This is a genomic window from Streptomyces sp. NPDC041814 (genome assembly GCF_055590565.1).
The window spans coordinates 258,523-281,393 of sequence record NZ_JBVJAM010000007.1 but is presented as its reverse complement, the minus strand read 5'-3'; the positions used below and the strand labels follow the sequence as shown (position 1 = coordinate 281,393).

Sequence of the window (22,871 nt, the reverse complement as noted above, 5' to 3'; positions counted from 1 at the left end):
GGATGAACTGCCATGCGTCTTCCCGTGCGCCACATCAGCGGCCATCTGATCTGGACCACCAACGCGACGGTGTGGGCCGTGTGGCGGGTCGATTCCGACAACTACAGCCACGCCTCCAAGGCGGCCAAGCACGAACGGCTCAACGCCCTGGAGTCCCTGTTCAAGGCGATCAAGGGCGAGGCCCTGCTCCTCAGCCTCTGCCCCCAGGTGGACGCGGCCAGCGTGGTCACCCGCATGACGGCGGGTATCGACCTGGACGCGTCCCCGGAGTACGTGGACCTGTCCCTGCGCGTCCTGGACGAGCTGGAGGAGATGGAGCTCTCGGGACGGGTCGACTTCCTGGCCGTCCCGATGAAGCACACCGACTTCAAGCAGGGCGCGTTCGCGGTCCTGTCCTCCGCGCACTACGAGGTCATGAACACCCTCGGGCTGCCCACCACCCCGGTCAACAAGACCGAGGAGAACCGCCGGCTCGAACAGGCCCGGCACCTCGCGGCGACCTGGCCCTCCGCGATCCGGCTCCGGCCCGCCACCGAGGGCGAGATCCTCTGGATCTACGGCCACTGCGCGCGCCGGGGCCTCGCCGAGCCGCTGCTGCCCGAGTACGACGAGCCACGTTCGGTGGTGGGCCGTGGGCGAGCCGTCGCCGCGTACTCCGAGGTGATCCTCGACGAGGGCGGGCGTAGCGACGGCGTCCAGGAGCGGCGAGGCGTACCACTCAACCCCTTCCGTCACCGGTATGTGAAGTCGAGCACCGAGTTCGGCGACAGCTACCAGGCGTTCTCCATCCTGGCGGAAATGCCGGAGGCCTTCGCCTTCCCGGGCAGCGAGTACCTGGCAGCCCTGGATGACTTCGGCTTCCCCGTCGACTGGGCCGTCCGGCTGCACATCGAGCAGGGCTCGAAGGCCGAACCGAAGTCCCGCCGCCAGGCCCGCGAACTCGCCCACCAGCGCGGCGAGTACGACGGCGAGACGGCAGGTGTCCCGGCCAGCCTGGACAAGGCGAGCACCGCGCTCAACGAGTACCGCTCCCGGCTCACCTCGTCCTCCACCGAAGTGGAGATCAGGGCCAGCGTCGTCACCTGCGTGTGGGGGCAGAGCCCCGAGGAGACCGAGGAGAAGGCCGCCGCGCTGATCAATCACTTCGGAGGCAACGACTACACCTTGGTCCGCCCGATCGGTGAGCAGACGCCCCTGTTCCACAGCATGCTGCCGGGCACGCCCACGCCTCGGGTCATGAACGACTACGCCCAGTTCCTGCTGGCCAAGGACTTCGCCATGGCCCTGCCCTTCTGCGGACAGGCGCTCGGCGACGACGGCGGCTCGCTGTTCGGCCTCCAGCTCAACGGCGGCGGCGCCCGCCCGGTCCTGGTCGACTTCAGCCTGGGCCCGCGTCTGAACGCCTCGGCCTCGGCCGTGTTCATCGGCGAGCTGGGTTCCGGCAAGTCGGTCGCCATGAAGACCGCGATGTACTCCATCCTCACCACCGGCCGCCGCGTCGGCCGTTCCCGCAGCCGCGGCCGGGCACTGGCCATCGACCGTACGCCGCAGCAGGAATGGGCCCGGTTCGCCCGCGCCTGCCCCGGTGAGACCCAGGTGATCACCGTCGACGAGGACGCCTCGGTGTCTCTGGACCCGCTGCGCGTCTTCAAGGGCCCGCGCGCCGCCCGTTATACGGAGTCCTTCCTGACCCCGCTGCTGGACATCGCCTCGATGTCCACCGAGGGCGTGACGCTCGCGGACGCCATCGACGCCACGCACAAGGCGCCCGAGCCCAGCATGCGCCTGCTCCTGGAGACCCTGACCGAACGCGCGCAGACGCCCGATCCACAGGACCCGGACGACCACAACGTCCGGGCGGCGGCGAGCGAACTGGCCCGGAAGCTGCGGTCGCTGGCCAAGAAGGACCTGGGCCGGGTGATCTTCGACCCGAGCCTGCCGATCGTGGAGATCACGGACGCCGACACGATCATCTTCTCCGCCGCCAACATCGGTCTCCCCAAGAAGACCGAGCTGGAGGGCCACCGGCTGTCCAGCCTGGAGGTCGAGAAGAAGTTCGGCTGGCGCCTGATGTATCTGGTGGCCGCCCTCTGCCGCGAGATCGCCTTCGCCGACCCGGAGGAGTTCGTCGGCGTCTTCCTGGACGAGTGCTGGTGGCTGACCTCGTCCGCCGAGGGTACGGAACTGCTCCTGGAGATCATCAACGACGGCCGTAAGCACGGCTGCGGTGCCTTCGCCGGCTCCCACGACCCGTACGACGTCGGCCCGGCGAATTCCGAGTACGGCGAGAAGATCCGCGGCCTGGTCTCCCACCGCTTCCTCTTCCGCCACCGCAACCGCCAACTGGCGGCCCGAGGACTCGAATTCCTCGGCCTGGACGGCACCGACCCCGAGCTGCTGAAGCTGGTCACCGAGAACCTCTCGCCGATCAACGTCTCCGACGACGAGCGGCTGCTGCGTTCCGGCGAGTGCCTGTACTACGACCTGAAGAAGCGCATCGGCGGCATGAAGGTCCTGATCCCGGCGGACGAGTACGCGGCGGAGGCCATCCACACGACCCCGGGCCGCGCCACCCTCGACGAGCCGGCCGAGGGCATCGAGTCGATCGACGGCATGGAAGCGGTGGAGGCGCAGAGCATATGACCGCACTCACGGGGGTGATCCAGCAGCGCCGCCACTGGCTGCGACTGCTGGTGCTGGTCGGTGTACCCATCGTGCTCATGCTGCTGTTCTCGCATCATGCGTGGGCAGACAACAAGTGCCACGAGACGGACAAGGTACCCAACCTCTTCTGCGAGCCGCCGAAGCCGGACGAAAACGGCAAGGTACTGGGCATCTTCGACGTCACCGACAAGAACGGCGTCCCGATCAGCGCCTACGGTCTCAATGTCGACCAGGGCGGCACCCTCGACGTCATCAGCAAGATCATCGCCTTTCTGATCGGTATCGGTTTCAGCCTCCTCAGGACCGTGATCGGATTTGCCTGCTGGCTGGTCGACTGGGCCCTGGACTTCGGACTGGCGGCACAAATCCTCAATCCCGTCGCCGATGTGGCCGCCACGATCAAGGCGCAGGTGATCGACAGTCTGGGTCTGAAGATCCTCTTTCTGACCCTCGTCGCGGTCTACGCCGGATACGTCATTCTCTTCAAACAGCGGTCCAAGGGCTGGATCGAACTCTGCACGTCCCTGGTCATCGCCTCCATCGCCACCGTCACCCTCGCCGCCCCCGCCACCTTCCTGATGGGCCACAGCAAGAACGGCGAGCTGGACAACAGCGGCGTCCTGGGGAAGGCCAGGGAGTTCTCTCTCAGCATCGCCGACGTGATCCTCGAAGACCGTTGCGAGAAGGAGGCGCCGAAGAAGAAGGGGCCGAAGAAGAGCGCCGAGGACGAGCAGGACCTCCCCACCACCACCTGCGCGGGCCAGGGGAAGGACCGCACCGAGTCGGAATCGGTGAGCAAGCCCATCACCGACGGCCTGGTGGACGCCTTCATCCAGCGTCCCGTCTGGGTGCTCTACACCAAGAAGCCCATCAGCGGTAACTGCAGTGCGGCCTACGCGAAGGCCACGTTGGCCCGGTACAACTTCATCCGGATCATGATCCCGAAGATGATCAAGGAGGAGCAGAAGAAGGAGGACGAGAAAGGCTGGCTGGACAAGCTCGGTGAGGCCTTCAGCGATGCGTTCTCTCTTGAAGGCATCAGGAACACCCTCATGCTCTCCACAGGCAACCCCTGGGCCGTCTACACCGTAGTCAAGTGGGAGCAGCAGGAAGCAGTCGACGAGTTCAGGAAGAAGACCGAGGGAACCGAGGCCTGGAAGAAGTACATCAGCGGCAAGGGCGGGCACGAGAAAACAGCAACCGACCCGCTGGTGGATAAGGCTTGTGGCGGGAACATCCCCATGGAGAAGCAGCAGATCTCCGCGTCGATGGACAACCTGGTCAGCGTCTGGTTCATCGCGCTCGCCGCGGTCATCGTCGTGCTGCTGGTGGTCGCGGTCTCCGGCACCTTCCTCATCTCACAGGTCTGGATGGCGCTGGAGGTGATCCGGGCGCAGCCGGCGCTGATCGCCGGCATCCTGCCGGGTGGGGGCCGTCAGGCGATGTGGAACTGGGTGTCTGGGGTCGTACGCGTCATCCTGGCCATCTTCCTGTCCATCATGTTCCTGGCTTTCTTCCTCGTCATGGTCATAGCGCTGTTGAACGCGAGAACCGGCGAGGTCATGACGGTCAAGTTCCTGACCATCGATTTCCTCGCGGTGGCGTTCCTGGTCTTCCGGAAGAAGATCACCGCAGCGGCCAAGAACGTCTCGTCCAACTTCGGCCAGAAGATGGCCGCCAAGACCGGCGGTGGCGGTGGCGGTGGCGCGAGCACCTTCAGTGGCGCCACCCAGGGCACCAAATCCGGGCTCGAGCAGCTCAAGGAGGACGGCGCCACACTCAGCAAGGTGGGCGGCAAGGCACGTGACCTGTGGCGTGGCAAGTCGTCCGGCGGCGGTGGCGGCGGTGGCGCTGGCGCTGGCGGTAAGGGCGGCAAACCGAAGAAGTCCCTCCAGGACCGGGTCAAGGGTGCGGTCAACCTCGGCACCACCGTGGCAGCGGCGATCGGGACCGGTGGCACTTCTGCCGCAGTGCAGGCATCGGCCAAGGCCGCGTTGAAGGCCCGTCTCAAGAACGCGGCGAAGAAGCGTGCGGCGAACGCCCGCAAGGCGGTGACGCAGCGCATGGGGAAGAGCCGCACGGGCCGGGCGACCCTGGCTACTGCCCGTACGGGCCGCTACATCGCCACGCAGGCCCCGATTACCAAAGGCCGCTTCAAGAACGCCGTGGCCGCCGCAAAGCACAACCTCGAAACGCAAGCGGAGCCGAAGGAAACGAAGCCGAAGGAAACAGAGCCGAAGGAAGCGGAGCCCAGCCGGGTCAAGGAATCTCGGCGGGATGCCAAGCGCCAGCACCCGATGGGGCCGACGAGGAGTTACAAGCGGGGCGACCCGAAACACTACAAGCGTACGGTCGCCAAGAAGACTGAGGCGGCGCAGGCCAGCCGCCGTTCGTCGCGCCGGGGTGGGCGTAAAGGCCTCAGGGGCAGAAGGTCTTGAGCCCGGCCGACAAGACCGAGGAGAAGAGCAGCGGCGCGAAGTGGGCCTTCCGCCTCGGCGTCGCCGCCTTCATCGCCCCCTGGATCTTCTTCATCATCGCCACCTTCATCGCGGCGGGGCTGCTGCCCGGGGGCTCCGCCGCCACCGAGGAACCGGTGCCGACGCAGGTCAGTTGCGTCAAGGTGGCCGGCATCCCCGCGCCCACCTGCGAGGCCTACCTGTCGGCGGAGGAGAAGATCAAGAAGGTCAGGCCCAAGTGCAAGAACTTGAAGTGGACTCTCCTGGCCGGCATCGGAAAGATCGAATCTCACCACGGCACGTTCATGGGCCGCAAGGTCAACGACAAGCCCGGTTCCAAGTACGGCAACGTGGAACCGCCGGTGATCGGCCCGGTTCTGGACGGCACCAACCACACCCAGCGCATCATGGACACCGATAACGGAAAGTACGACAACGACACCACCTACGACCGGGCCGTCGGCCCCACCCAGTTCATCCCGCAGACCTGGGAGAGCGTCGCCCAGGACGGCGACGACGACGGCGACACCGACCCGCAGAACGTCTTCGACTCAGCGTTGAGCACCGCGGCGCTCCTCTGCGGCAAGGGTGCCGTCGACATGTCCGACCCGCAGACCGAACACGACGCCATCTTCCGCTACAACCACTCCGAGCAGTACGTCACCGACGTCCGCAACGCCAAGGCGGAGTACGACGCCCTGGGCGACATCTCCGGGCCGGTCAACGCGACCGGGAAGGCCAAGAAGATCATCGAAGCGGCCAAATCGCAGAAGGGTGTGCCCTATTCCTGGGGCGGAGGGGACACGCTGGGGCCCTCCTACGGCATCTGCTGTTCCCCGGGCGGGTATTCCGGCCGATCCATCAAGGGGTTCGACTGCTCGGGCCTGACCGAGTACGCGTACGGGAAGGCGGGCATCATGATCGGTGGCACCGCACAGGCGCAGCACGACAGCGGCAAGGTGAGGGTCACACACCAGAGGAACCTGAAGGGCGCGCAACCCGGCGACCTGCTCTTCTTCTCGGACAATCCAGGAAGCGGAAAGGGCATCTACCACGTCTCCATCTATCTGGGCGGAAACAGGCAGATCGAAGCACCCAGGACGAACGAAGTCGTCAAGGAGTCCGACGTCCGGATGGGTGGGCTCGACAGCATTGGACATCTGAAGTGACCAGCGGCGCGGAGCGCTCCGGCCTCGTGATGCTCGCCATGGCGGCGGTTCTCTCCGTGGTCGGCGTCGCCCTGCTCTGGCCCGACATGAGCGGGGGGCGGGCCCCGGTGGCCCGGCCCCCGGCCACCTCACCGGCCCCGTCGCCCACGACGGCCGCCCCGGCCACCCCCACGGTCGGGCCGAAGCCGACGCCCAGCCGTTCCCGCACCACCGGGGCACCCTCGGCGTCGCCGTCCCCGTCAGCCTCCGCCGCGCGGGACGGGGACGACCTGGCGGGAGCGGTCAGCGACTCGGCCCTGTTGAACTCGCTGCGGCTGAGCCGCCAGGCGAACATCCCGCCCACGCTGGAGGAGCGCCTGGTCGCCCTCGGCGGGAAGGTCCTGCTCGCCGACGTCACCGGCAAGGGCCGCAAGGCGTTCCCGGACTACTTCAAGGGCGCGCCGGCCACGGACCGCTGGCGCGACTGCCGTATCCGCGCGGGCGTCGGGGAGCGCTACGACAACCGTTCGGACGCGGCCCTCATCCACCTGGTGTGGGCCGGTACGAGCCCGGAGGGCGAACGCGACGACCGCCGCCCGGCGACGGTGCTGCTGGTACGGGACGTGGACGGCACGTGGGCGCCCCAGCCCTTGGAGGAGGAGGATTGAGGGGGCCTCGGCGGGCGTCCCTCCGCGCGCTACCGCGAGAAACGCCCCATGGCGCGGCGGTACGTGCCCATGCCCACGAGCAGGGGCTTGGACCGGGAGGACGGACGGTACGTTCCCTCGGCCACCTCGGCCGCGGCCGAGGAAGTACGCCTGGCCACGAAGACGGTGGCGGGATGACCGTTCACGAGGATCTCGTGCGCGGCATCGACGACAAAGCCCGCCTCGCCGAGCCCTTCGCGGTACGCGTCCGCTCCCCGACGCGAGCAGAGCAGCACCAGTCGCCCGGTCGTCGGGGTCAGGACCCGCGCGAGCGACTTCGCGACGGTGAGGGCGAACTCCTCGGGCGGCAGGGGGAGTTCTTCGTGCTCACCCCAGGGCGGGTCGGTCACGACGACGTCGACCGCCCCGTCCTCCATGGACGGGAGAGTCAGCGCGTCCTCGGAGAGCAGCCGCACACGCCGGTCCCGCTCCACCTCGCCCGGAAACCCGCCCCGATGCGCCTCGATATCGGTATCGGAATAGATGATTTCGCGCGCCGGCATATCGAGGCGGGCCCACACGAAGGACCCGCTGCCGGCGAAGGGGTCGAGATACACGTCCTGCGGTTCCGGCTGCGAAGCGAGGACGAGCATGGATGACAATTCGTGCGAAACGGACCCGGGGCTCTTCTTCGGCCGCGCCGTTTTGGGGAGCCGTGCGCAGAACAGCAGATCACTCATGTCGAGCCGGCCTACCACCCAGTACTCCTGGCACATTCCCCGGGGCTCGACCCGAAGCCCTGTGCGCGACGAGACCACCCGCTCGATCTCCGCCCGGACACCGGGAGCGATGGAAGAGAGCTCGCCGTCGATGTGCGCCATGAGCCGGAACCCGGGGGTGCCTGCGGGCAGGGCGGGAAAAGCCTCTCTGCCCAGCAGGGGGGAAAGTCGGCGGGCGCTCTGATCGACGCCTTTTCGCGGCGTCGCCGCAATGACGATGAATGCGTTCTTCGCGAACGGAATTCTCGCCACCTGCTCAGCGCTCGACGTGGAGTCGAAAATGGCCGCGCTGTCATCCTGATAATGCACGCTGAAGTCATCGACAAAATTGGACAGGGCGTCGACGACCAGTTCGCTGGTACCGGCCGGGTACTGAATGAAATAGCGCACCCAGTTACACTACCCGACCCGGGAGAGAACCGTGCAGCTCGCTGTCTCCCGGGTCGGCTGTGCTCATGGACGGTCAGCGGCCCCGCCGTCGGGGAACAGACCGCGAGCGGCCGCGACCGCCGCGGCGCCGAGCGCGGTGAAGGTCTGCTCGGCCGACAGGGTGTCGTCGGTCGCCACGAACAGCGCCGCCGCCCGCAGGGAGCGCACGGAGGCGAGCGCGAACAGCACCGCCGCTTCCATTTCCGTGGCGAGCACTCCGGCCGAGCGCAGCCCCGCCCACCGGCCGCGCCAGTATTCGGCCAGGGGAAAGCCGTCCGGTTTCTCCGCGTAATAGGCGTCCTTGCAATGCGTGCGGCCCACGAAGTGCTTGAAGCCCGCCTCCTCCGCGGCGCCCACGATCGCCCTCAGCAGACCGAAGTCGGGCACCGCGGGGTACTCCGCCGGGAGGTACTGGTGACTGGCACCCTCGTCCCGGACGCAACCGGTGGAGATCACCACGTGGCCGGCGTTGATGTGCCGCTGGATGGAACCGCACGTCCCCACACGCACGAACCGGCTGACGCCGAGCTGTGCCAGTTCCTCGACCGCGATGGCGGTGCTCGGCCCCCCGATGCCCGTTGAGCACACGAGGAGGGGCTTCCCCTCGAACTCCGTCTCCGCCACGACGTAGCCGCGCCGCTGCCACTGCCCGGTGACCTTCCCCAGATGCGCGGCGAGCGGAGGTACCCGGTCGGGGTCGCCCGTGAGGATGGCGGCGTCGGCGACGGAGTCGATCTCTCCCAGATGGTGCAGATGCATCAGACGCTCCCGGATTCGCGAGGGGTGCCTTCTCCAGGAGAGGCGAAGGGGCTGACCATGGCCAGTGCGGCGTCTTCCAGCGTGCTCCACGGATAGGCGGCCGCGTTGGCGGCTCCGGCCGCGCGCAGGGCCGAAGCCCGTGCCTCATCGGCCAGAACATCCGCCAGCGCCTTGCCGACGACCCGCGGGTCCACATGATGAAGCCGCTGACCGAGGCGGCCGATCCCCACATCGGCCGCGGGCAGGAGGATTCCTCCGGCACCGACCGCGTCACCCATGATCGCCTCGTCGTCGGTGTGCAGCAACGGCACGCCGCACGCCTGGCCCTCGATGATCACCTGCTCCACGTCGCCGCTGTGCGGCACGTTGAGCAGTACGTCGCAGACGTTGATCCGTTCCACGTACGAGAAGCCCGCGGGCAGGACCGGGAGTCCGCCCGGGCCTTCGCCTCGGGAGCCCGTGCCGCTGGTCCGCACCCCGCGTTGTTCGTCGTAGCCGGCCGCCGAAGGGAACAGCAGCCGGTCCCCGACGCGGTACTGCGTGCCGAGTGCGCGCAGGTCCCAGTGCCCCTGCGGCAGACAGTGCAGGTAGAGCCGCAGGTCCCGGCCGGGCAGCAGGCGGACCGCCTCGGCGAAGCCGGCCACCGCGCGCGCCACCTGCTTGCGTTCGGTGTTGGTGGCGAACACGCCCACCACCGAGGCGTCGGCCAGCCCCGCGTGCGCGCGCAGCGCCTCGCGGTCGGTGGCGGGCCGGAACTCTTCCGGATCCACGCCCGGAGGGGCGTAGCCGGCCACGGCGATGCCTTCGCTCTCCAGGTAGGCGGCGCCCGTGCGGGACGTGGCCCACACCGCGGCGCAGGAGCGCTGTGCGTCCAGGTAGGTGCTGCTCACCGGCAGACCGTCGAAGCACACATAGCTGACGGTGGGGCCGGTCCAGCCGGCCTGTTTGAACAGCTCGACGCATTCCAGCGCGTTGTAGGCGTCCATGTTGAGCAGCAGCACGTCCGGCCGGACCGTCCGGAAGAACTCGGGAAGTGTGTCGGTCCACCTCCCTCCCTGTTCGGCGGGCCAGACCGCGTAGGGCAGACCCGCCGGAATGTCGGTGGAGCGTGCCTTGATCCCGTAGCAGGCCACGTCGTGACCGCCGCGTACCAGGCCCGCCGCGATGTGCGACGTGGTGCGGCCGAAGCCGCTGGTCAGCGTGGGAGAGTCGGCGAAGATCGCAACAGTCATGTCGTCACCACCGGGGGAGGGAGTCGAGGCCCAGCTTGTTCAGGACGTACTGCTCGTTCTTCCGCGCGCCGGCGTCCTTCTGCTCAGCGTGATCAAGACCGCGCCCCCGGTCGTTGACCGGTGTGTGGTTCTGGTGGAAGACCCCGACCGCCGGGTCGTAGACCATGCGCGCGCCGGCCTGCGCGGCGCGGCCCGCGAACTCCACCTCGTGGTACCCCCACCCGGTCATCCGGGCGTCGAACGGCTGGTCGTACTCGTTCGTGCTGAGCGTCTTCACGAGCTCACGGCTGTAGCTCAGGCTGGCGCCCCAGAAGGCGGTCCAGAGCACGCCCTCCCTGGCTTCGCCGTCGGCACCGGCCAGGTGGGCACGGGGGCAGGTGTTCAGCTCCCAGGTCATCTCGTCGCCTTCGAACCTGGCACCCGCCACCACGGTCAACCCGGGCCCGATGTGCCAGGCGGCGTGCCGCCGTACGAAGTCGGGGCGCACCCGGACGTCGTCCACCTGGATGAACACGGCGGTCTCCGGGTCGGAGCCCGCGATGCACTCGTTCCAGCGCCGGGCGCTCAGGTAATCGGCCTCGTGCTCACGGCGCAGCACGCGTACGCGGTACGGCAGCTTTCCGGCCGCTTCCTCCAGCGCCTCCGCGGTGCCGTCCGTGCCGCCGTCGTCCAGGACGGTGAACTCCAGACGGTCCATGGGCCAGTCCTGGGCGCTCAGGTCGTCGGCCAGCGCGAGGATCTTCGCTCGCTGGTTGTAGGTCATCGTGAAAACGGTGACGAGGGGCTGCGTGGTCACAGGTATCAGAGCTTTCCTTGCGTGGTGCTGTCGTACAGCGCACGGACGAACCGGCGGGCCGCGTGCTCGGCGTCGCGCCGTACCGGATGAACAAAGGGGACGTCGCCGCGCTGATGGGCCCTCGCCACGGACGAAGCCGCGTGGTAGGGCCGGTAGCGGTTGAACGCGGTCATGTGGGCCGGGTAGTCGGAGGCGCGCAGCCCCAGCGCGTCCACGAGGGTGGGCAGCAGAACCTCCTGCAGGGTGAATGATCTGCCGGGCTCCTGGTTCCGCGCGACGAACTCCCGCAGACGCGGATACCAGGGGCTGTCGAGCAAGGTGTGGATGTACCGGGGCGTGAAGACCTGGCCGGGGCTGAACGCCTCGTTCGTGTAGTCCATGCCGAGGACGTCGAGGAGGTCGGGCAGCTCCGGCCGGAGGCTCCGGTAGGGGCGCCAGCGCGAGGTGTTCGGGGTCTTACGGGCGAAACGCGGGGCCAGGTAGTCGTTGTCCGCCATGGCCGAAGCCAGGAAGTCCTCGAAGCCCTCGTTGATGAAGGCCATGTCGGACTCGACGTTGACGACGTAGTCGTAGTCCCGGTCGGCCGCCCACTCGAGCATGTCGAAGAAGAACGGGGTCACCTTGGCGTACAGCAGGGGCCTGCTGCACTCCATCCGCTCGACGTCCACGGGGGCCCGCCGGCCGACGGCACCCGCGGGCCCCGAGTCGTACCAGTAGATGTCGGCGGCGGGGCAGAACCGCCTGATCCCGCGCACCAGATCGTCGACGTACTCGTCCGGAGCGTGGTCCAGGACCACGAAGCACAGTCGGCCGGCCACGTCAGCCCGCCTCGGGCGACGGCGCCATCAGGCGCGCCGCCGTGACGAGTTCGGCAAGACCGCTGTCGAGCGTGTGGCGGGTGGTGAAACCAAGACTGCGGATCTTCTCGTAGGACACGCCGTAGTCCCGCTGGTCCGCGTCCTTGCCGAACTCCTCGAAGCGGAGGTCGTAGGGCACCATGCGCTGGATGCGCCGGGCCAGTTCGGCCTTGGTGCAGTTCATGCTCTCGTGCCCGACGTTGAAGACCTCGTCCGCCATCGCCTTCCAGGAGTCCAGGGCGAACGCGATGGACAGGGCCATGTCGTGGACATGGATGAAAGTGCGCCGGAACCCGCCCTCGTAGACCGTGATGCCTCCGCCGTGGACGGCCTGCTGGACGAAGTCGTTGGGCAGGAGGTCGAAGCGCATCCGAGGGCTGACACCGAACGCGGTGGCATACCGGTAGACCACGCAGTTCCCCGCGCCCAGCACCAGCTCCTCACCCTCCAGCTTGGTGCTGCCGTACAGACTCAGAGGGGCGGCGGGCGTCGTCTCCGTGCACATCTCGGACGGGATCGCCCCGTAGACGCTGCCGGTCGACGCGAAGACCAGCCGCTGGTCGGGCCGGCGCAGATCGAGCAGCAGCTTCGTGCCGTTGACGTTGGTGTTCACCGCGCGCTCCGGCTCGCGCAGGCAAGCCGGATACCCGACCACGGCGGCCAGGTGAACGATGGCGTCCACACCCTCCAGGGCAGACGCGAGAACGGTCGCGTCGCAGGCATCCCCGTGGACGAATTCGAAGCCGGGGCGCGGGACGCACGGCAGCAGACCCTGTCCGCCGACGTGCAGTTCGTCCAGTACGCGCACCTGGTGGCCCTGGTCGAGCAGAACCGGAACCAGTGCGGACCCGACGTACCCGGCTCCCCCCGTGACAAGTATGTGCATGATCTCCTCTTCGGATGAATCCCTACTGGGTCGACAACGGCGCTTCGGGGTGTTCCAGCAACACCGTCCTGATGAGCTCCCCGCTGGGAAGCCCGTACTCGTGCACCACTTCCAGGTCCACGTTGAAGGGCTCCAGTTCCAGGTAGAAGCCGTTGCCGTACAGATCGCGCGGGGTGTGCTTCCCCGTGGGCTTGTCGATGTTGCGCCGTTCCCCGGCGGGGATGTCCGCCTGCCCATCCGTGATCAGCACGTAGCGGTAGCGGGTGAGCTTGCCCAGGACGGCCGCGACGTGCTCGAAGGACATCAGGTAGAGCGCCATCGAGATCACGCACAGGTCGCCGTCCGGCAGCTCGTCCTCGACGAGGTCCCGGACCATGAACTCGTGGCGCTCGTCCGCGTACTGCGCACGGTTGTGCTCGATCAGGCGGTCGTAGATGTCCACACCGATGTAATGCGTGTCCCCCAGATCGGTCTCCGAGGCCAGCTTGTGGTCCCCGCAGGCCAGATCGACGATCCGGCGGATCTCCGGGTGACTGCGGACGAAGGAGGCCAGGAACTCCCGGTACGGCAGGGTGAGTTCCGACGGGGAGTCCGAGTAGTAGCGCGCGCCCTCGGGCGACCGCCCCCACTGGTTGTTCTCGTACACCCACCCGTAGAGCTGCTCCCGGTACGCCCGGCCGTCACCGGGCGTGGGAGGGGGAGGGGTCACCAGGTCAGCCATTGAGCACCTCGCGCAGGCAGTCGGCCACGTAGGCCGCGTCGTTCACGGGCATGTCGGGGTAGATCGGCGGGCAGATGTGAGCGGGGCAGATCCGGTCGGCGCCGGGGAAGGGGCCGGCCGCGTACGAGCGGAAGGCGTCCTGCAGATGGCAGGGCGTCTGGTAGACGTAGCCGCCGAGAGCGATGCCGAACTTCTCGTCGAGACGGCGCTGCACGTCCTGCGGACGGTGCCGCTCCAGCTCGATGATGTACTTGTACCTGTTGTGGACCGCGCTGTCGGGCGGAGTGAGCAGCCGGACCCCTTCGATCCCGGCCAGCCGCTCGTCGTACACCGCGGCCACCGCGTTGCGTCCGGCGATCATCTCGTCCAGCCGGCGCAGCTGGACGCGGCCGACGATGGCCTGCATCTCGGTCAGGCGCCAGTTGTACCCCGTCGTGGACATCGTTCCGTCGGGGTTCTTGGCGTGATCGCGGAGCAGCCGGGCCGTGTCGCGTATCCGCTCGTCGTCGGTGGCGATGAGGCCGCCCTCGCCGCTCGTCATGACCTTGGTGCTGAACAGCGAGAAGGCGGCGGCAGCCCCGAAGGAACCGGCGCGGCGGCCCTGGTAGGAGGCCCCGGCGGCATGCGCCGCGTCCTCGATCAGGGGCACGCCCCGCTCCTCGCAGAGGCGGGCCAGGTCGACGGTCCGCGGTGAGACGAGGCCGCCGATGTGCACCGTGACGACGGCACGCGTGCGTGGCCCGATTTTCGCCTCCACGTCCTCCACGCTCACGGACATGTCGTCCGACGTGTCCGCGAAGACGGGCACGGCGCCCGCGCGCAGCACGGACACGACGGTGGCTCCGAACGTATTGGTCGGCACCACCACTTCCCCGTCCTCCACCCCGACAGCGCGCAGCGCGATCTCCAGAGCGGCGGTACCGCTGGCGACCGAGACCGCGTGGCGGGTCCCCGTATAGGCGGCGAACTCCGCCTCCAGAGCCTCGCCGTGGGCCGACATGGTCAGGTGCCGCTGATCACGGAACAGCCGGCCGACCTCATCGGTGATGTACTGGATGTCAGCTTCGTGGAAGCTGTAACTGAAGGACGGTATGCAGATTTCCGACACAGCTGACCGGCCCTCCGGGAACCATGGGTTGATGATTTCGGTTACGTGTGAATCCTGAGTGGTCACGGAATATCGAGCATCGCCCCGACGGTGGGGTTCACTTGTTCCTGGAGTGACAGGTATCGGTAGAAGACTTCTTCGTCGATACCCCACTCCTTCAGACGCAACGGCGAGAACTGGGTGTCGTACCGGTAATCCCCGGACAGGTCGTAGGCCCAGATGGCCACAGGTACGAATTCCGGTTGCAGCTGTGCGATGTAGTCCCGCGTGGCCTCGTAGTCCGCCAACTCGGTCACACCTCCGATGAGAAGGTAGGTGACCACCTTGATACCGCGGTCGCGGAGCAGGCGGACCGCCTTTTCGATGCGTTGCAGATCGGTGCGCTTGTTGAAGGACTTGAGCAGATCCCGGGTGATGCCCTCGACACCGATCTTCACCCGTTCGACGCCCAGTTCAACGAGCTGGTCGACGATCTGCGGGGTGATCATGTCGACCCGTGTGTCGATGGTGTAGGACTTGCGCACGCCGGCCTCGCGCAACGCGTCCGAGAGCGCGGCGAGCCGCTTCCGGGGGGCGTAGGTGAAGGTCAGGTCCGTCAGGTAGACGCCCTGCTCGGGGCGGCGCGCGATGTCCGCGACCACGGTGTCGAGGTCGACGAACCTCACCCGTTCGTCGAGCTCGCTGTACAGCTGCTGCACGAGGCAGAAGGAGCACGGGAACCGGCAGCCGAACGAGGTCATGACGAAGTCCGTCTGCTGCTCGGCCGGGTAGAGCCGGCTGAGGTTCGGCACGACGTTCAACGGAATGGGCCGCGGCGGCACGTAGCCGGTGGGGTGCTTCCGGATGATGTCGACGATCTGCTCGGAGGGCTCGCCCCCGAGGACGCAGTCGAAGTCGTCCTGGAACCGCTGCCTGTCCAAGGTGAAGAAGTGGCCCACCCCGACCGTGTAGACGCCCAGCTGCCTGAAAAGCTTGGAGTAGTGGGCTGCGATGAAGGGATTACCCCAGTCCTTGGTGGCGATCAGTGGCTCGCCTCCGAGAATGACCACCGCCTTCGGGTTGAAGGACATGACGATTTCGGCGACCTCGCCGTAGAGGCTTCCCTTTCCGTCCACGGCGTCCACGAACGGCTGGTAGTTCTGGAACATCCACTTCATGGACCAGTACCGCTTGCCGGGTGTGTGGTCGGCGTTGTAGACCACGTGTGAGACACCGGCCTCTTCGAGAAAGGCCGAAAGGTAGGTCAGCGACGGCGCCGCACGATTGTTGTGGCTTCCGCAGAAGCGGTAGTACGGCGGGGCGAGAAGGACAACATCGACCTCGTCCATGCAGGTTCCCTTCGGCCTGGATGGGTTGGATCTAATCGACGAGCTGATTTTCGACGCGCAGCCACTCGGTCATCTCCGCGATGCCGTCACGAGGCGCTCGCTCGGGCTGCCACCCCAGCAGCTTCCGCGCCTTGCGAATGTCGCTGATGTACACGTCCTGGTCACCGGTGCGCCGCGGTTCGTACGTGGCCGGCACGCCCCGGCCCGCCAGTTCGGCGAGCAGCGGGCCGAACTCCCCCCACACCGAAACGGAGAACTCGGGGCCCCCGCCGATGTTGAACACCTCGCCGAGGCCCTGCCCGTCCGCCAGCACCCGGCGCATGGCGGCGACCAGGTCGTCGATGTGCAGCAGGTCGCGCACCTGGAGACCGTCGCCGTAGATGGTGACCGGGTTGCCCAGCAGCGTGGACTTGACCAGCCAGCTGACCCAGCCCTGGTCCACCGTGCCGTTCTGCCACTTGCCGTAGATGCAGGACATGCGGAACACGGTGGTGGCCAGGCCGTAGGTGTACGCGTAGTCCTGTACGTACAGGTCCGCCGCCAGTTTGGACACGCCGTAGGGGGTCGTGGCCAGGGTCGGGAAGTCCTCGGCGATGCCGTCCGGGTGCTCGGGGAGGACGTGGCGGGTCTCGGTCCGCTCCGTACGAAGCCGCTCAAGGCTCCCGTACACCTTGTTGGTGGAGGTGAAGAGGACCCGTGCGTCGGCCGCGTGCTTGCGTACGGCTTCCAGGACGTTGAGGGTGCCCCGGGCATTGATCTCGAAGTCGACGGCCGGGTGGGCCACCGAGTCGGTGACGGCCACCTGCGCGGCCAGATGGGCCACGGCCTGCGGGCGGCGGTCGGCCACCACAGCGGCCAGCCCCTCCGCGTCGCGGACGTCCACCGGGCGGAAGTCGACCCGTTCGGCCGCGACGGGGTCCTCCAGCAGCGCCTGGAGGTTGCGGAGGCTGCCGCGACGGGAGAGGTTGTCGACCACCGTCACCTCGTGGCCCGCTCGGACCAGCGCCGCCGTCAGGTTGCAGCCGATGAAGCCGGCGCCGCCCGTGACAAGTGCCCTCATGACTGCTTCCCCTTCTTCTGGTGGGTCGCGAGGATCAGCTCGCGCTCGAAGAGCACGCCGAAGTCGTTGTCATCGGTGTGCTGGGCCGCCGCCTCGACGCAGGTCTCGGCACCGCCCTCCGCGGCCGCCAGTCGCAGGCTCTGGATGGCCGCGTACCGCACGCGTCCCGCGCCGTCGGTGCGCAGGGAGCGGGCGACCTCGCTCAGCGCGGAGGTACCGCGCCGCTTGCGTGCCTGAGCACCCAGGGCCGCCACGGCCTCGGCGCGCACGACATCCTGCGGGTGCTGGCGTGAGACGGCGACGATGTCCGCGGTCGCCGCGTCGACCCGCTCGCTGTCGTCCCCGTTCTCCGCGAGCATGCCCCAGCACCAGACGGCGGCACGCGCCGTTCGGTAGTCCTCGTGGGCCAGCCGGTCCGTGACGGCGCGCAGCAGCGCGGGGCGCCCTTCGGCGCTGCCGATCTCGCCGAGGAAGTACACCGCGTCGCGTGCCACCGCCTCGTCCGCGTCGGCCACGCACTGCTCCAGCAGGTCGAGAGCCCTCTCCCGGCCTTCCCGGGTGCCGGACAGGCCGAGGGCCAGCGCGGCGAAGGGAAGCGACTCGTCCGGGATCGCGCCCGGCCGGGCGAGCGTCCGGATCAGCTCCGGAACGGCCGTCCCCCCGAGCCTGGCGAGCGACCAGGCGCACTCGTCCCGCGCGTAGAAGGACGGGTCGGCGAGCCCCCGCACCAGGTACGGGACCGACTCCGGGTAGTCCAGGCGGCCCAAGGCCCCGGCCATGCGCCACCGCACGTCGAAGTCCCAGTACTCCAGCAGGTAGCGCCCGAGCAGGGGCACCGTCGCCCGCACCTGCGGCTCACGCCACAGGCTGCCCAGCGTCATGCCGGCCGACATGGCCTCCGGCCATGCGACGAAGTCACCTTCCAGGGCCCGCACGGCCTCGCGCACCCGGTCCTCGGTGCTCCGCCCGTCCGGAGCGAGGAACTGCCGGTCGTTGCGCAGCTCGTGGCCGTAGTGGTAGACCCGCGCTCCCGGCTCGAACCGGATCCAGCGGCTTCCCTCCGGCAGGATCTGCTTGGTCCAGTGATGGTCCTCGAGCTCGATGACGCTCTCGTCGAACGGCTGCTTCTCCCACGACGCGATGCTGAAGGCGGAGTTCGCGTTCCAGAAGTCGGAGTCCCTCGTCTCGGAACGCGGCTGGATGTCCGAGAAGATGTCCAGGTCGCGCTTGTCGAGGAACTTGGCGTTCACCGGGTAGATCTGTCCGCCGTACACCCCGAGGACGTCCGGGCTCCGCAGCGGCCGGATCAGGTTCTCCAGCCACCGCTCGTCGGACGGAATGGCGTGGGCGCTCACCACCACCACGTGATCCCCGGTGCACGCCTCGATCGACCGGTTGAGCGCCGCACCGGGCTTGTAGTCCGTGATGTCGACCAGGGTGTCGGCGTACGGCGCCGCGATGGCGCGGGAGTCGTCGGTGGAGCTGTTGTCCACGGCGACGATCTCCACGGGCACCGAGCACCGCTGGGCCCGGATCGCGCGCAGCACGGCGCCGAGGTGGGTCGCCTCGTTCCGGAACCGGACGATGACGCTCAGCTTCTGCATGGTGGTGCTCACTTCCTGTCCGCCGCTTCGGCGAGAGCGTCAGCCACAAGGTCGATGTCGGTGTCAGGCATCCCGGCGTACGTGGGCAGCCAGAAGGCGCGGAGAGCGATGTCCCGTGCGACGGGGCAGTCGGTGGCGTACGGGGCGAGCACCGGTTGCTCGTGCAGGGGGGGCCAGACGGCGCGGGCGTCGATGCCGCGTGAGCGCAGGTGGTCCAGGACGGCGGGCCGCCGCTCCACCGTGGTCGTGACGGTGTGCAGCCAGCAGGAGTAGTCCGCCCAGGACGCGGCCGGACGCGGCGCGTACACCGACGCGTCGACGCGCTCCGTATAGCGGCGCGCGACGTCCCTACGGGCTTCGATGAGCTCGTCCCACCGGTCGAGCTGCCCCAGCCCCAGCGAGGCGGTGAGGCTGGTCATCCGGTAGTTGCGGCCCACGACCTCATGGACATACGGGTTCTTCGGCGTCATGCCGTGGTTCGCCACCAGGCGCATCATGGAAGCGAGTTCGTCTGAGTCGGTGCCGACGCTGCCCCCCTCGCCGGTCGTGATCGCCTTGTTCGCGTGGAAGCTGAAGACGGAGGCATCGCCCTGCCCGCCGACGGGGGCGCCCCGGTAACGGGCCCCGTGCGCCTCGGCGGCGTCCTGGATCACCGGCACACCGAGACCACACAGGGCGTCGTAGTCCGCCGGGTGCCCCAGCACGTCCACGGCGATGACCGCCTTGGTGCGCCGGGTGAGGGCGGCCCGGACCGCCTGCGGCGAGATGGTCCAGGTCTCGGGATCGATATCCACCAGGACCGGCACGGCCCCCACGGCGAGCACGGTGGTCGCCGGGGCCGCGAAGGTGAAGGCCGGCACGATGACCTCGTCACCCGGTCCGACGCCGAGGGCGCGCAGAGCCAGTTCGAGAGCCAGGGTCCCGTTGGCGACGGCGATCGTGTGTCGGCGCCCGACCCGGCTGGACAGGCCGTCCTCGAAGCGGCTGACGATGCCACCCGTCCCCGAGATCCATCCGTCCTCGAGTGCTTGCTGTACGTAGGAGCGCTCGAGTGCGCTGAGGTTCGGCCGCGCCAGCGGCACCTTGACGGGCGGGAGAGCTACGGGGCGCACTGTCATCCGAACCGCTCGATTCGCTCGGAGCCCTGCCCAAGCCGCTCACCGAACCAGGCAACCGTGTCCTTCAGGCCCACTTCCGCGGATATCTCAGGTGCCCAGTCGAGAAGTTCGCCGGCGAGCGAGATGTCGGGCCGGCGCTGCTCGGGATCGTCCTCGGGCCGCGCCACGAAGGTGATCTCCACGTCGGAACCGCAGATCTGGCGCACCAGTTCGGCGAGTTCCAGAACCGTCATCTCCTGTGGATTGCCCAGATTGACGGGACCGGTACTGCCCGAATCGAGCAGCCTGACCAGCCCCTCCACGAGGTCGGACACATAGCAGACGGACCGCGACTGGGCGCCCGTTCCGGCCACGGTGATCGGCTCGTTCGCGAGCGCCTGCCGGATGAACGTGGGGATGGCGCGGCCGTCGTGGGCGCGCATGTGAGGGCCGTACGTGTTGAAGATGCGGGCGATCGCGGTGTCCACACCCCGTGTCCGGTGATAGGCCATCACCGACGCCTCGGCGAACCGCTTCGCCTCGTCGTACACCGAGCGCGGCCCGATGGGGTTGACGTTGCCCCAGTAGCCCTCGTGCTGCGGATGGATCAGCGGGTCCCCGTACACCTCACTGGTCGAGGCCAGAAGGTAACGCGCTCCCTTCCGGTGGGCCAGTTCCAGTGTGTTGAACGTGCCCAGCGACCCGGAACGCAGTGTTTCCAGAGGGAGCTGAAGATAATCGACCGGACTCGCCGGCGAGGCGAAGTGCAGCACCGCGTGCAGGTCACCGTCGATATCGAAGGGCTCGCTCACGTCCTGCCTGAGAAGGGTGAACTCCGGCAGGGCGGAAAGGTCGGCGACGTTCTCTTCGTTGCCTGTGGAAAAATTGTCCAGACAGATGACTTCACATCCGTCCGCCAGAAGCCGGCGGCATATATGAGAGCCAAGAAAGCCGGCTCCGCCGGCCACGACGATACGTCTCCGCACCTATCCCCCTAAGTACAGACGCTGAACAGACGACAGGTGACGCGGGAGTCGACCGTCCCGGGCTGGAACCCGTCCGTCTCCCCCGGCGTCACCGCCTATGCCTCCGGACTATCGCACTGGCTCTCGAAGGGTGTCAACGATGTATGTCTCAGCTCGCGTTGAGCCGTCGCTGACGCAACCTCCGTATGAGACAGGCCTCCTGACTACCCGTACAAGGGGGAACCCCGCGCCGTCCGTACACTCTTGGACGTGCGGAGCAGTCAACACGCCTCCCCCCAAAGGGAAATGTGGGCCCCCTCTTGATGTCATTGCAAACGCAATTTTTCTCATCAACCCGGCGGCAGTGCGCCGGACCGAAGCAGCACGCCGTGCAGTCGGCCGCTCCGTCGGCCGCCAGGTGACACCCTGCCCATCCGCGGCCGGAGCCGCGTCCACGAGCAAGCGAACGAGCCGGAGGAAGCATGTCTGGTATATGGGGATTCACACATAAGAAACACAGGGACTACTCATCCCGGAACGAGAGGATGCGACAGGCTCTGAAGCACCGAGGCCCAGATCATTACGCCACCTTCCAGGCGCCCGGCGTGGTGATGGGAGTGAACGGCCTCGGAATCGAGCAACCAGAGCCGCGTCTACACCCGGAGAGCCCGGACGAGCGCTTTGCGGTGGTTCTGGACGGCCAGATTTACAACATCGACGACATTCGGTCCCGGTTCCCGGAGCACGGGCAGCATCTCAAGCGCGCCACCACTTCACAGACCATCGCCCAGCTGTACGGCAAGATGGGTAGCGACCTCATAGGCGAACTACGTGGAATGTTCGCCCTGGCCGTCCTGGACCGGACGGAAAGGCGGCTGACACTCGCACGGGACCGCATGGGCGAGAAACCTCTCTACTACAGCGACGGCCCGGAAGGTTTCACCTTCTCTTCCGAACTGAAGGGTCTCCTGGCGTCAGGAGCTGTCGATTTCCGTCTCGATCCCGAGTCGATCTACTCCTACTTCCTTTTCCAGTACATACCGGAACCACGCACCGCAGTCGCCGGCGTGCGGAAGGTGCCTGCCGGACAGGTACTGGAAATTGACCTCGACACTTCCAGGACAAAACTCCACCGTTACTGGGACTTCTCCGACGTGCGCGCGGTGGTTTCCGACCCGGTGGACGCCGTGGCGACAGCGCTCGAAGAAGCCGCATCCCTGACGACCGGATCTGACGGGCCCGTGGGAATCTCTCTGAGCAGTGGCATCGACTCGATCCTGCTGGCGGCCCTACTGGCCCGCAAACGCACACCGGTCCATGCGTTCACCGTCGGCTACCCGGGCCACCCCGGCAACGACGAACGCCCTGCGGCACGCAGGATCGCCTCGCATCTGGGGCTGGATTTTCACGAGATCGAAATCTCTGCCGACGACGTGATCGAAACCTTCCCAGTCGTGGTCCTTGCGTGCGACGACCCCATTGCGGACACTGCGGCCCCCTGTTACTGGGCGATCAGCAGGGAGGCGCGCCGCCAAGGAGTTCCCAGTATTTTCCAGGGATACGGGACCGATGAGATGATGTGGGGAGTCAAGTGGGCCCGGAAGGCGGCAGAGCTCGGCTCACGCACGACCTCCGGGGATGACGGCCCCGTGCCGTTCTACGCCACTCACGACGGATATCTCGAAGCGCACGCACGCATGCCGCTCATCATGCCCGCGCAAACCCTGCAGTCGATCGGCGACCTGAGCCCGCTGCGGGAACTCCATCGCCGACCAGGGGAATCGGCGGAGGGCAGGATATCCACGGCTGTCGTCGAAACCTATATGCGTGAAAACAGCCTCACGCAGGGAGACCGGCTCACCATGTGCCACGGGGTCGAACGGCGCCTGATGTTCACCGATTCGAGCGTGGTGGACACCGTATTCGGCCTCCGGGCACATCGCTCCGATCTGGCCCTCGCACCGAAGGAGTACGTGCGAAAGGCCGCGTTGAACTGGGTTCCGTCCTGGATGGCCGAACGACCGAAGATGCCCTTCGAAACGCCCGTCGGCCAATGGTCCGGACGGCTGTTCCACACGTACGGCCCCCTGGTCGACGGCGGCGCTCTGGTCGACCTGGGCATCCTGCGCGCCGACGTCGCTCGCGATCTGCTCGACGACGTGTACGAGGCGACCCGACCGACGCCTGTCTCCTACAAGGCCCTGGTGCTGGAGCTGTGGGTTCGCGAGATGCTCAAGCTGCCGGGAGTACGGACGGCGTAGCCGGCACCGCGCTTGCGCCGCTCAGACCGAAGCAGCCCACGAGGCAGCCGTCCGCCACGGGCGCCGCCAGGTGG

18 protein-coding genes are annotated in these 22,871 nt (G+C 67.7%); 5 read left to right on the top strand and 13 right to left on the bottom strand.

Annotated features, from left to right (window positions below; genetic code table 11):
* The first annotated feature begins 12 nt into the window (after positions 1 to 12).
* The 4 genes from ACZ6C6_RS19920 to ACZ6C6_RS19905 are packed head-to-tail and all read left to right on the top strand — an operon-like array spanning position 13 to position 6,936.
* Entirely contained in the window at positions 13 to 2,643 is a 2,631-nt protein-coding gene (locus tag ACZ6C6_RS19920; protein ID WP_469204493.1) for an ATP-binding protein, read from the top strand.
* The gene (locus ACZ6C6_RS19915; RefSeq protein WP_469204491.1) at positions 2,640 to 5,102 is read left to right on the top strand and encodes a hypothetical protein; all 2,463 of its coding nucleotides are present in this window, start codon (positions 2,640 to 2,642) and stop codon (positions 5,100 to 5,102) included. The genes ACZ6C6_RS19920 and ACZ6C6_RS19915 overlap by 4 nt, the downstream gene beginning before the upstream one ends.
* A complete protein-coding gene (locus ACZ6C6_RS19910; RefSeq protein WP_469204489.1) occupies positions 5,099 to 6,289 on the top strand; it encodes a C40 family peptidase in 1,191 nt (396 codons plus the stop codon). The genes ACZ6C6_RS19915 and ACZ6C6_RS19910 overlap by 4 nt, the downstream gene beginning before the upstream one ends.
* The gene (locus ACZ6C6_RS19905) at positions 6,286 to 6,936 is read left to right on the top strand and encodes a hypothetical protein (RefSeq protein WP_469204487.1); all 651 of its coding nucleotides are present in this window, start codon (positions 6,286 to 6,288) and stop codon (positions 6,934 to 6,936) included. Before ACZ6C6_RS19910 ends, ACZ6C6_RS19905 begins: the two co-directional genes overlap by 4 nt.
* A 29-nt stretch (positions 6,937 to 6,965) precedes the next feature.
* Here the strand turns inward: ACZ6C6_RS19905 and ACZ6C6_RS19900 are convergent, their stop codons facing one another.
* The 13 genes from ACZ6C6_RS19900 to ACZ6C6_RS19840 form a co-directional block, all read right to left on the bottom strand.
* Positions 6,966 to 8,084 carry a TRM11 family SAM-dependent methyltransferase gene (locus tag ACZ6C6_RS19900; RefSeq protein ID WP_469204485.1) on the bottom strand — a complete coding sequence of 373 codons (1,119 nt, stop codon included), beginning with the start codon at positions 8,082 to 8,084 and terminating at the stop codon, positions 6,966 to 6,968.
* Positions 8,085 to 8,147: 63 nt separating this feature from the next.
* A complete protein-coding gene (locus tag ACZ6C6_RS19895; RefSeq protein ID WP_469204482.1) occupies positions 8,148 to 8,882 on the bottom strand; it encodes a nucleoside phosphorylase in 735 nt (244 codons plus the stop codon).
* Positions 8,882 to 10,114 (bottom strand): glycosyltransferase family protein, encoded by a 1,233-nt coding sequence (locus ACZ6C6_RS19890; RefSeq protein ID WP_469204480.1) that lies wholly within the window; start codon positions 10,112 to 10,114, stop codon positions 8,882 to 8,884. Before ACZ6C6_RS19890 ends, ACZ6C6_RS19895 begins: the two co-directional genes overlap by 1 nt.
* 4 nt (positions 10,115 to 10,118) lie before the next feature.
* Positions 10,119 to 10,910: a glycosyltransferase family 2 protein gene (locus tag ACZ6C6_RS19885; RefSeq protein WP_469204478.1), complete on the bottom strand. Its 792-nt coding sequence runs from the start codon at positions 10,908 to 10,910 to the stop codon at positions 10,119 to 10,121.
* Positions 10,911 to 10,915: 5 nt separating this feature from the next.
* Positions 10,916 to 11,728, bottom strand: a complete 813-nt coding sequence (locus tag ACZ6C6_RS19880) for a hypothetical protein (protein WP_469204476.1) — start codon at positions 11,726 to 11,728, stop codon at positions 10,916 to 10,918.
* Between the two features lies 1 nt (position 11,729).
* Complete coding sequence (locus ACZ6C6_RS19875) at positions 11,730 to 12,653, bottom strand: NAD-dependent epimerase/dehydratase family protein (RefSeq protein ID WP_469204474.1); 924 nt, start codon at positions 12,651 to 12,653, stop codon at positions 11,730 to 11,732.
* A gap of 22 nt (positions 12,654 to 12,675) precedes the next feature.
* Positions 12,676 to 13,374, bottom strand: a complete 699-nt coding sequence (locus tag ACZ6C6_RS19870; RefSeq protein WP_469204472.1) for a hypothetical protein — start codon at positions 13,372 to 13,374, stop codon at positions 12,676 to 12,678.
* Entirely contained in the window at positions 13,367 to 14,482 is a 1,116-nt protein-coding gene (locus tag ACZ6C6_RS19865; protein WP_469204470.1) for a DegT/DnrJ/EryC1/StrS family aminotransferase, read from the bottom strand. Before ACZ6C6_RS19865 ends, ACZ6C6_RS19870 begins: the two co-directional genes overlap by 8 nt.
* 62 nt (positions 14,483 to 14,544) lie before the next feature.
* Positions 14,545 to 15,810 carry a B12-binding domain-containing radical SAM protein gene (locus ACZ6C6_RS19860; protein ID WP_469204468.1) on the bottom strand — a complete coding sequence of 422 codons (1,266 nt, stop codon included), beginning with the start codon at positions 15,808 to 15,810 and terminating at the stop codon, positions 14,545 to 14,547.
* Positions 15,811 to 15,841: 31 nt separating this feature from the next.
* Complete coding sequence (locus ACZ6C6_RS19855; protein WP_469204466.1) at positions 15,842 to 16,870, bottom strand: GDP-mannose 4,6-dehydratase; 1,029 nt, start codon at positions 16,868 to 16,870, stop codon at positions 15,842 to 15,844.
* Positions 16,867 to 18,486, bottom strand: coding sequence for a HEAT repeat domain-containing protein (locus ACZ6C6_RS19850; protein ID WP_469204464.1), 1,620 nt, complete (start codon positions 18,484 to 18,486; stop codon positions 16,867 to 16,869). Before ACZ6C6_RS19850 ends, ACZ6C6_RS19855 begins: the two co-directional genes overlap by 4 nt.
* Positions 18,483 to 19,592 carry a DegT/DnrJ/EryC1/StrS family aminotransferase gene (locus ACZ6C6_RS19845; RefSeq protein ID WP_469204462.1) on the bottom strand — a complete coding sequence of 370 codons (1,110 nt, stop codon included), beginning with the start codon at positions 19,590 to 19,592 and terminating at the stop codon, positions 18,483 to 18,485. The genes ACZ6C6_RS19850 and ACZ6C6_RS19845 overlap by 4 nt, the downstream gene beginning before the upstream one ends.
* Positions 19,589 to 20,539: a UDP-glucuronic acid decarboxylase family protein gene (locus tag ACZ6C6_RS19840; RefSeq protein ID WP_469204460.1), complete on the bottom strand. Its 951-nt coding sequence runs from the start codon at positions 20,537 to 20,539 to the stop codon at positions 19,589 to 19,591. Before ACZ6C6_RS19840 ends, ACZ6C6_RS19845 begins: the two co-directional genes overlap by 4 nt.
* Positions 20,540 to 21,018: 479 nt before the next feature.
* Here ACZ6C6_RS19840 and asnB point away from each other — a divergent pair, with 479 nt between their 5' ends.
* On the top strand, positions 21,019 to 22,797 hold the full coding sequence (gene asnB, locus ACZ6C6_RS19835; protein WP_469204459.1) for an asparagine synthase (glutamine-hydrolyzing): 1,779 nt from the start codon (positions 21,019 to 21,021) through the stop codon (positions 22,795 to 22,797).
* The last annotated feature ends 74 nt before the right edge of the window (positions 22,798 to 22,871 follow it).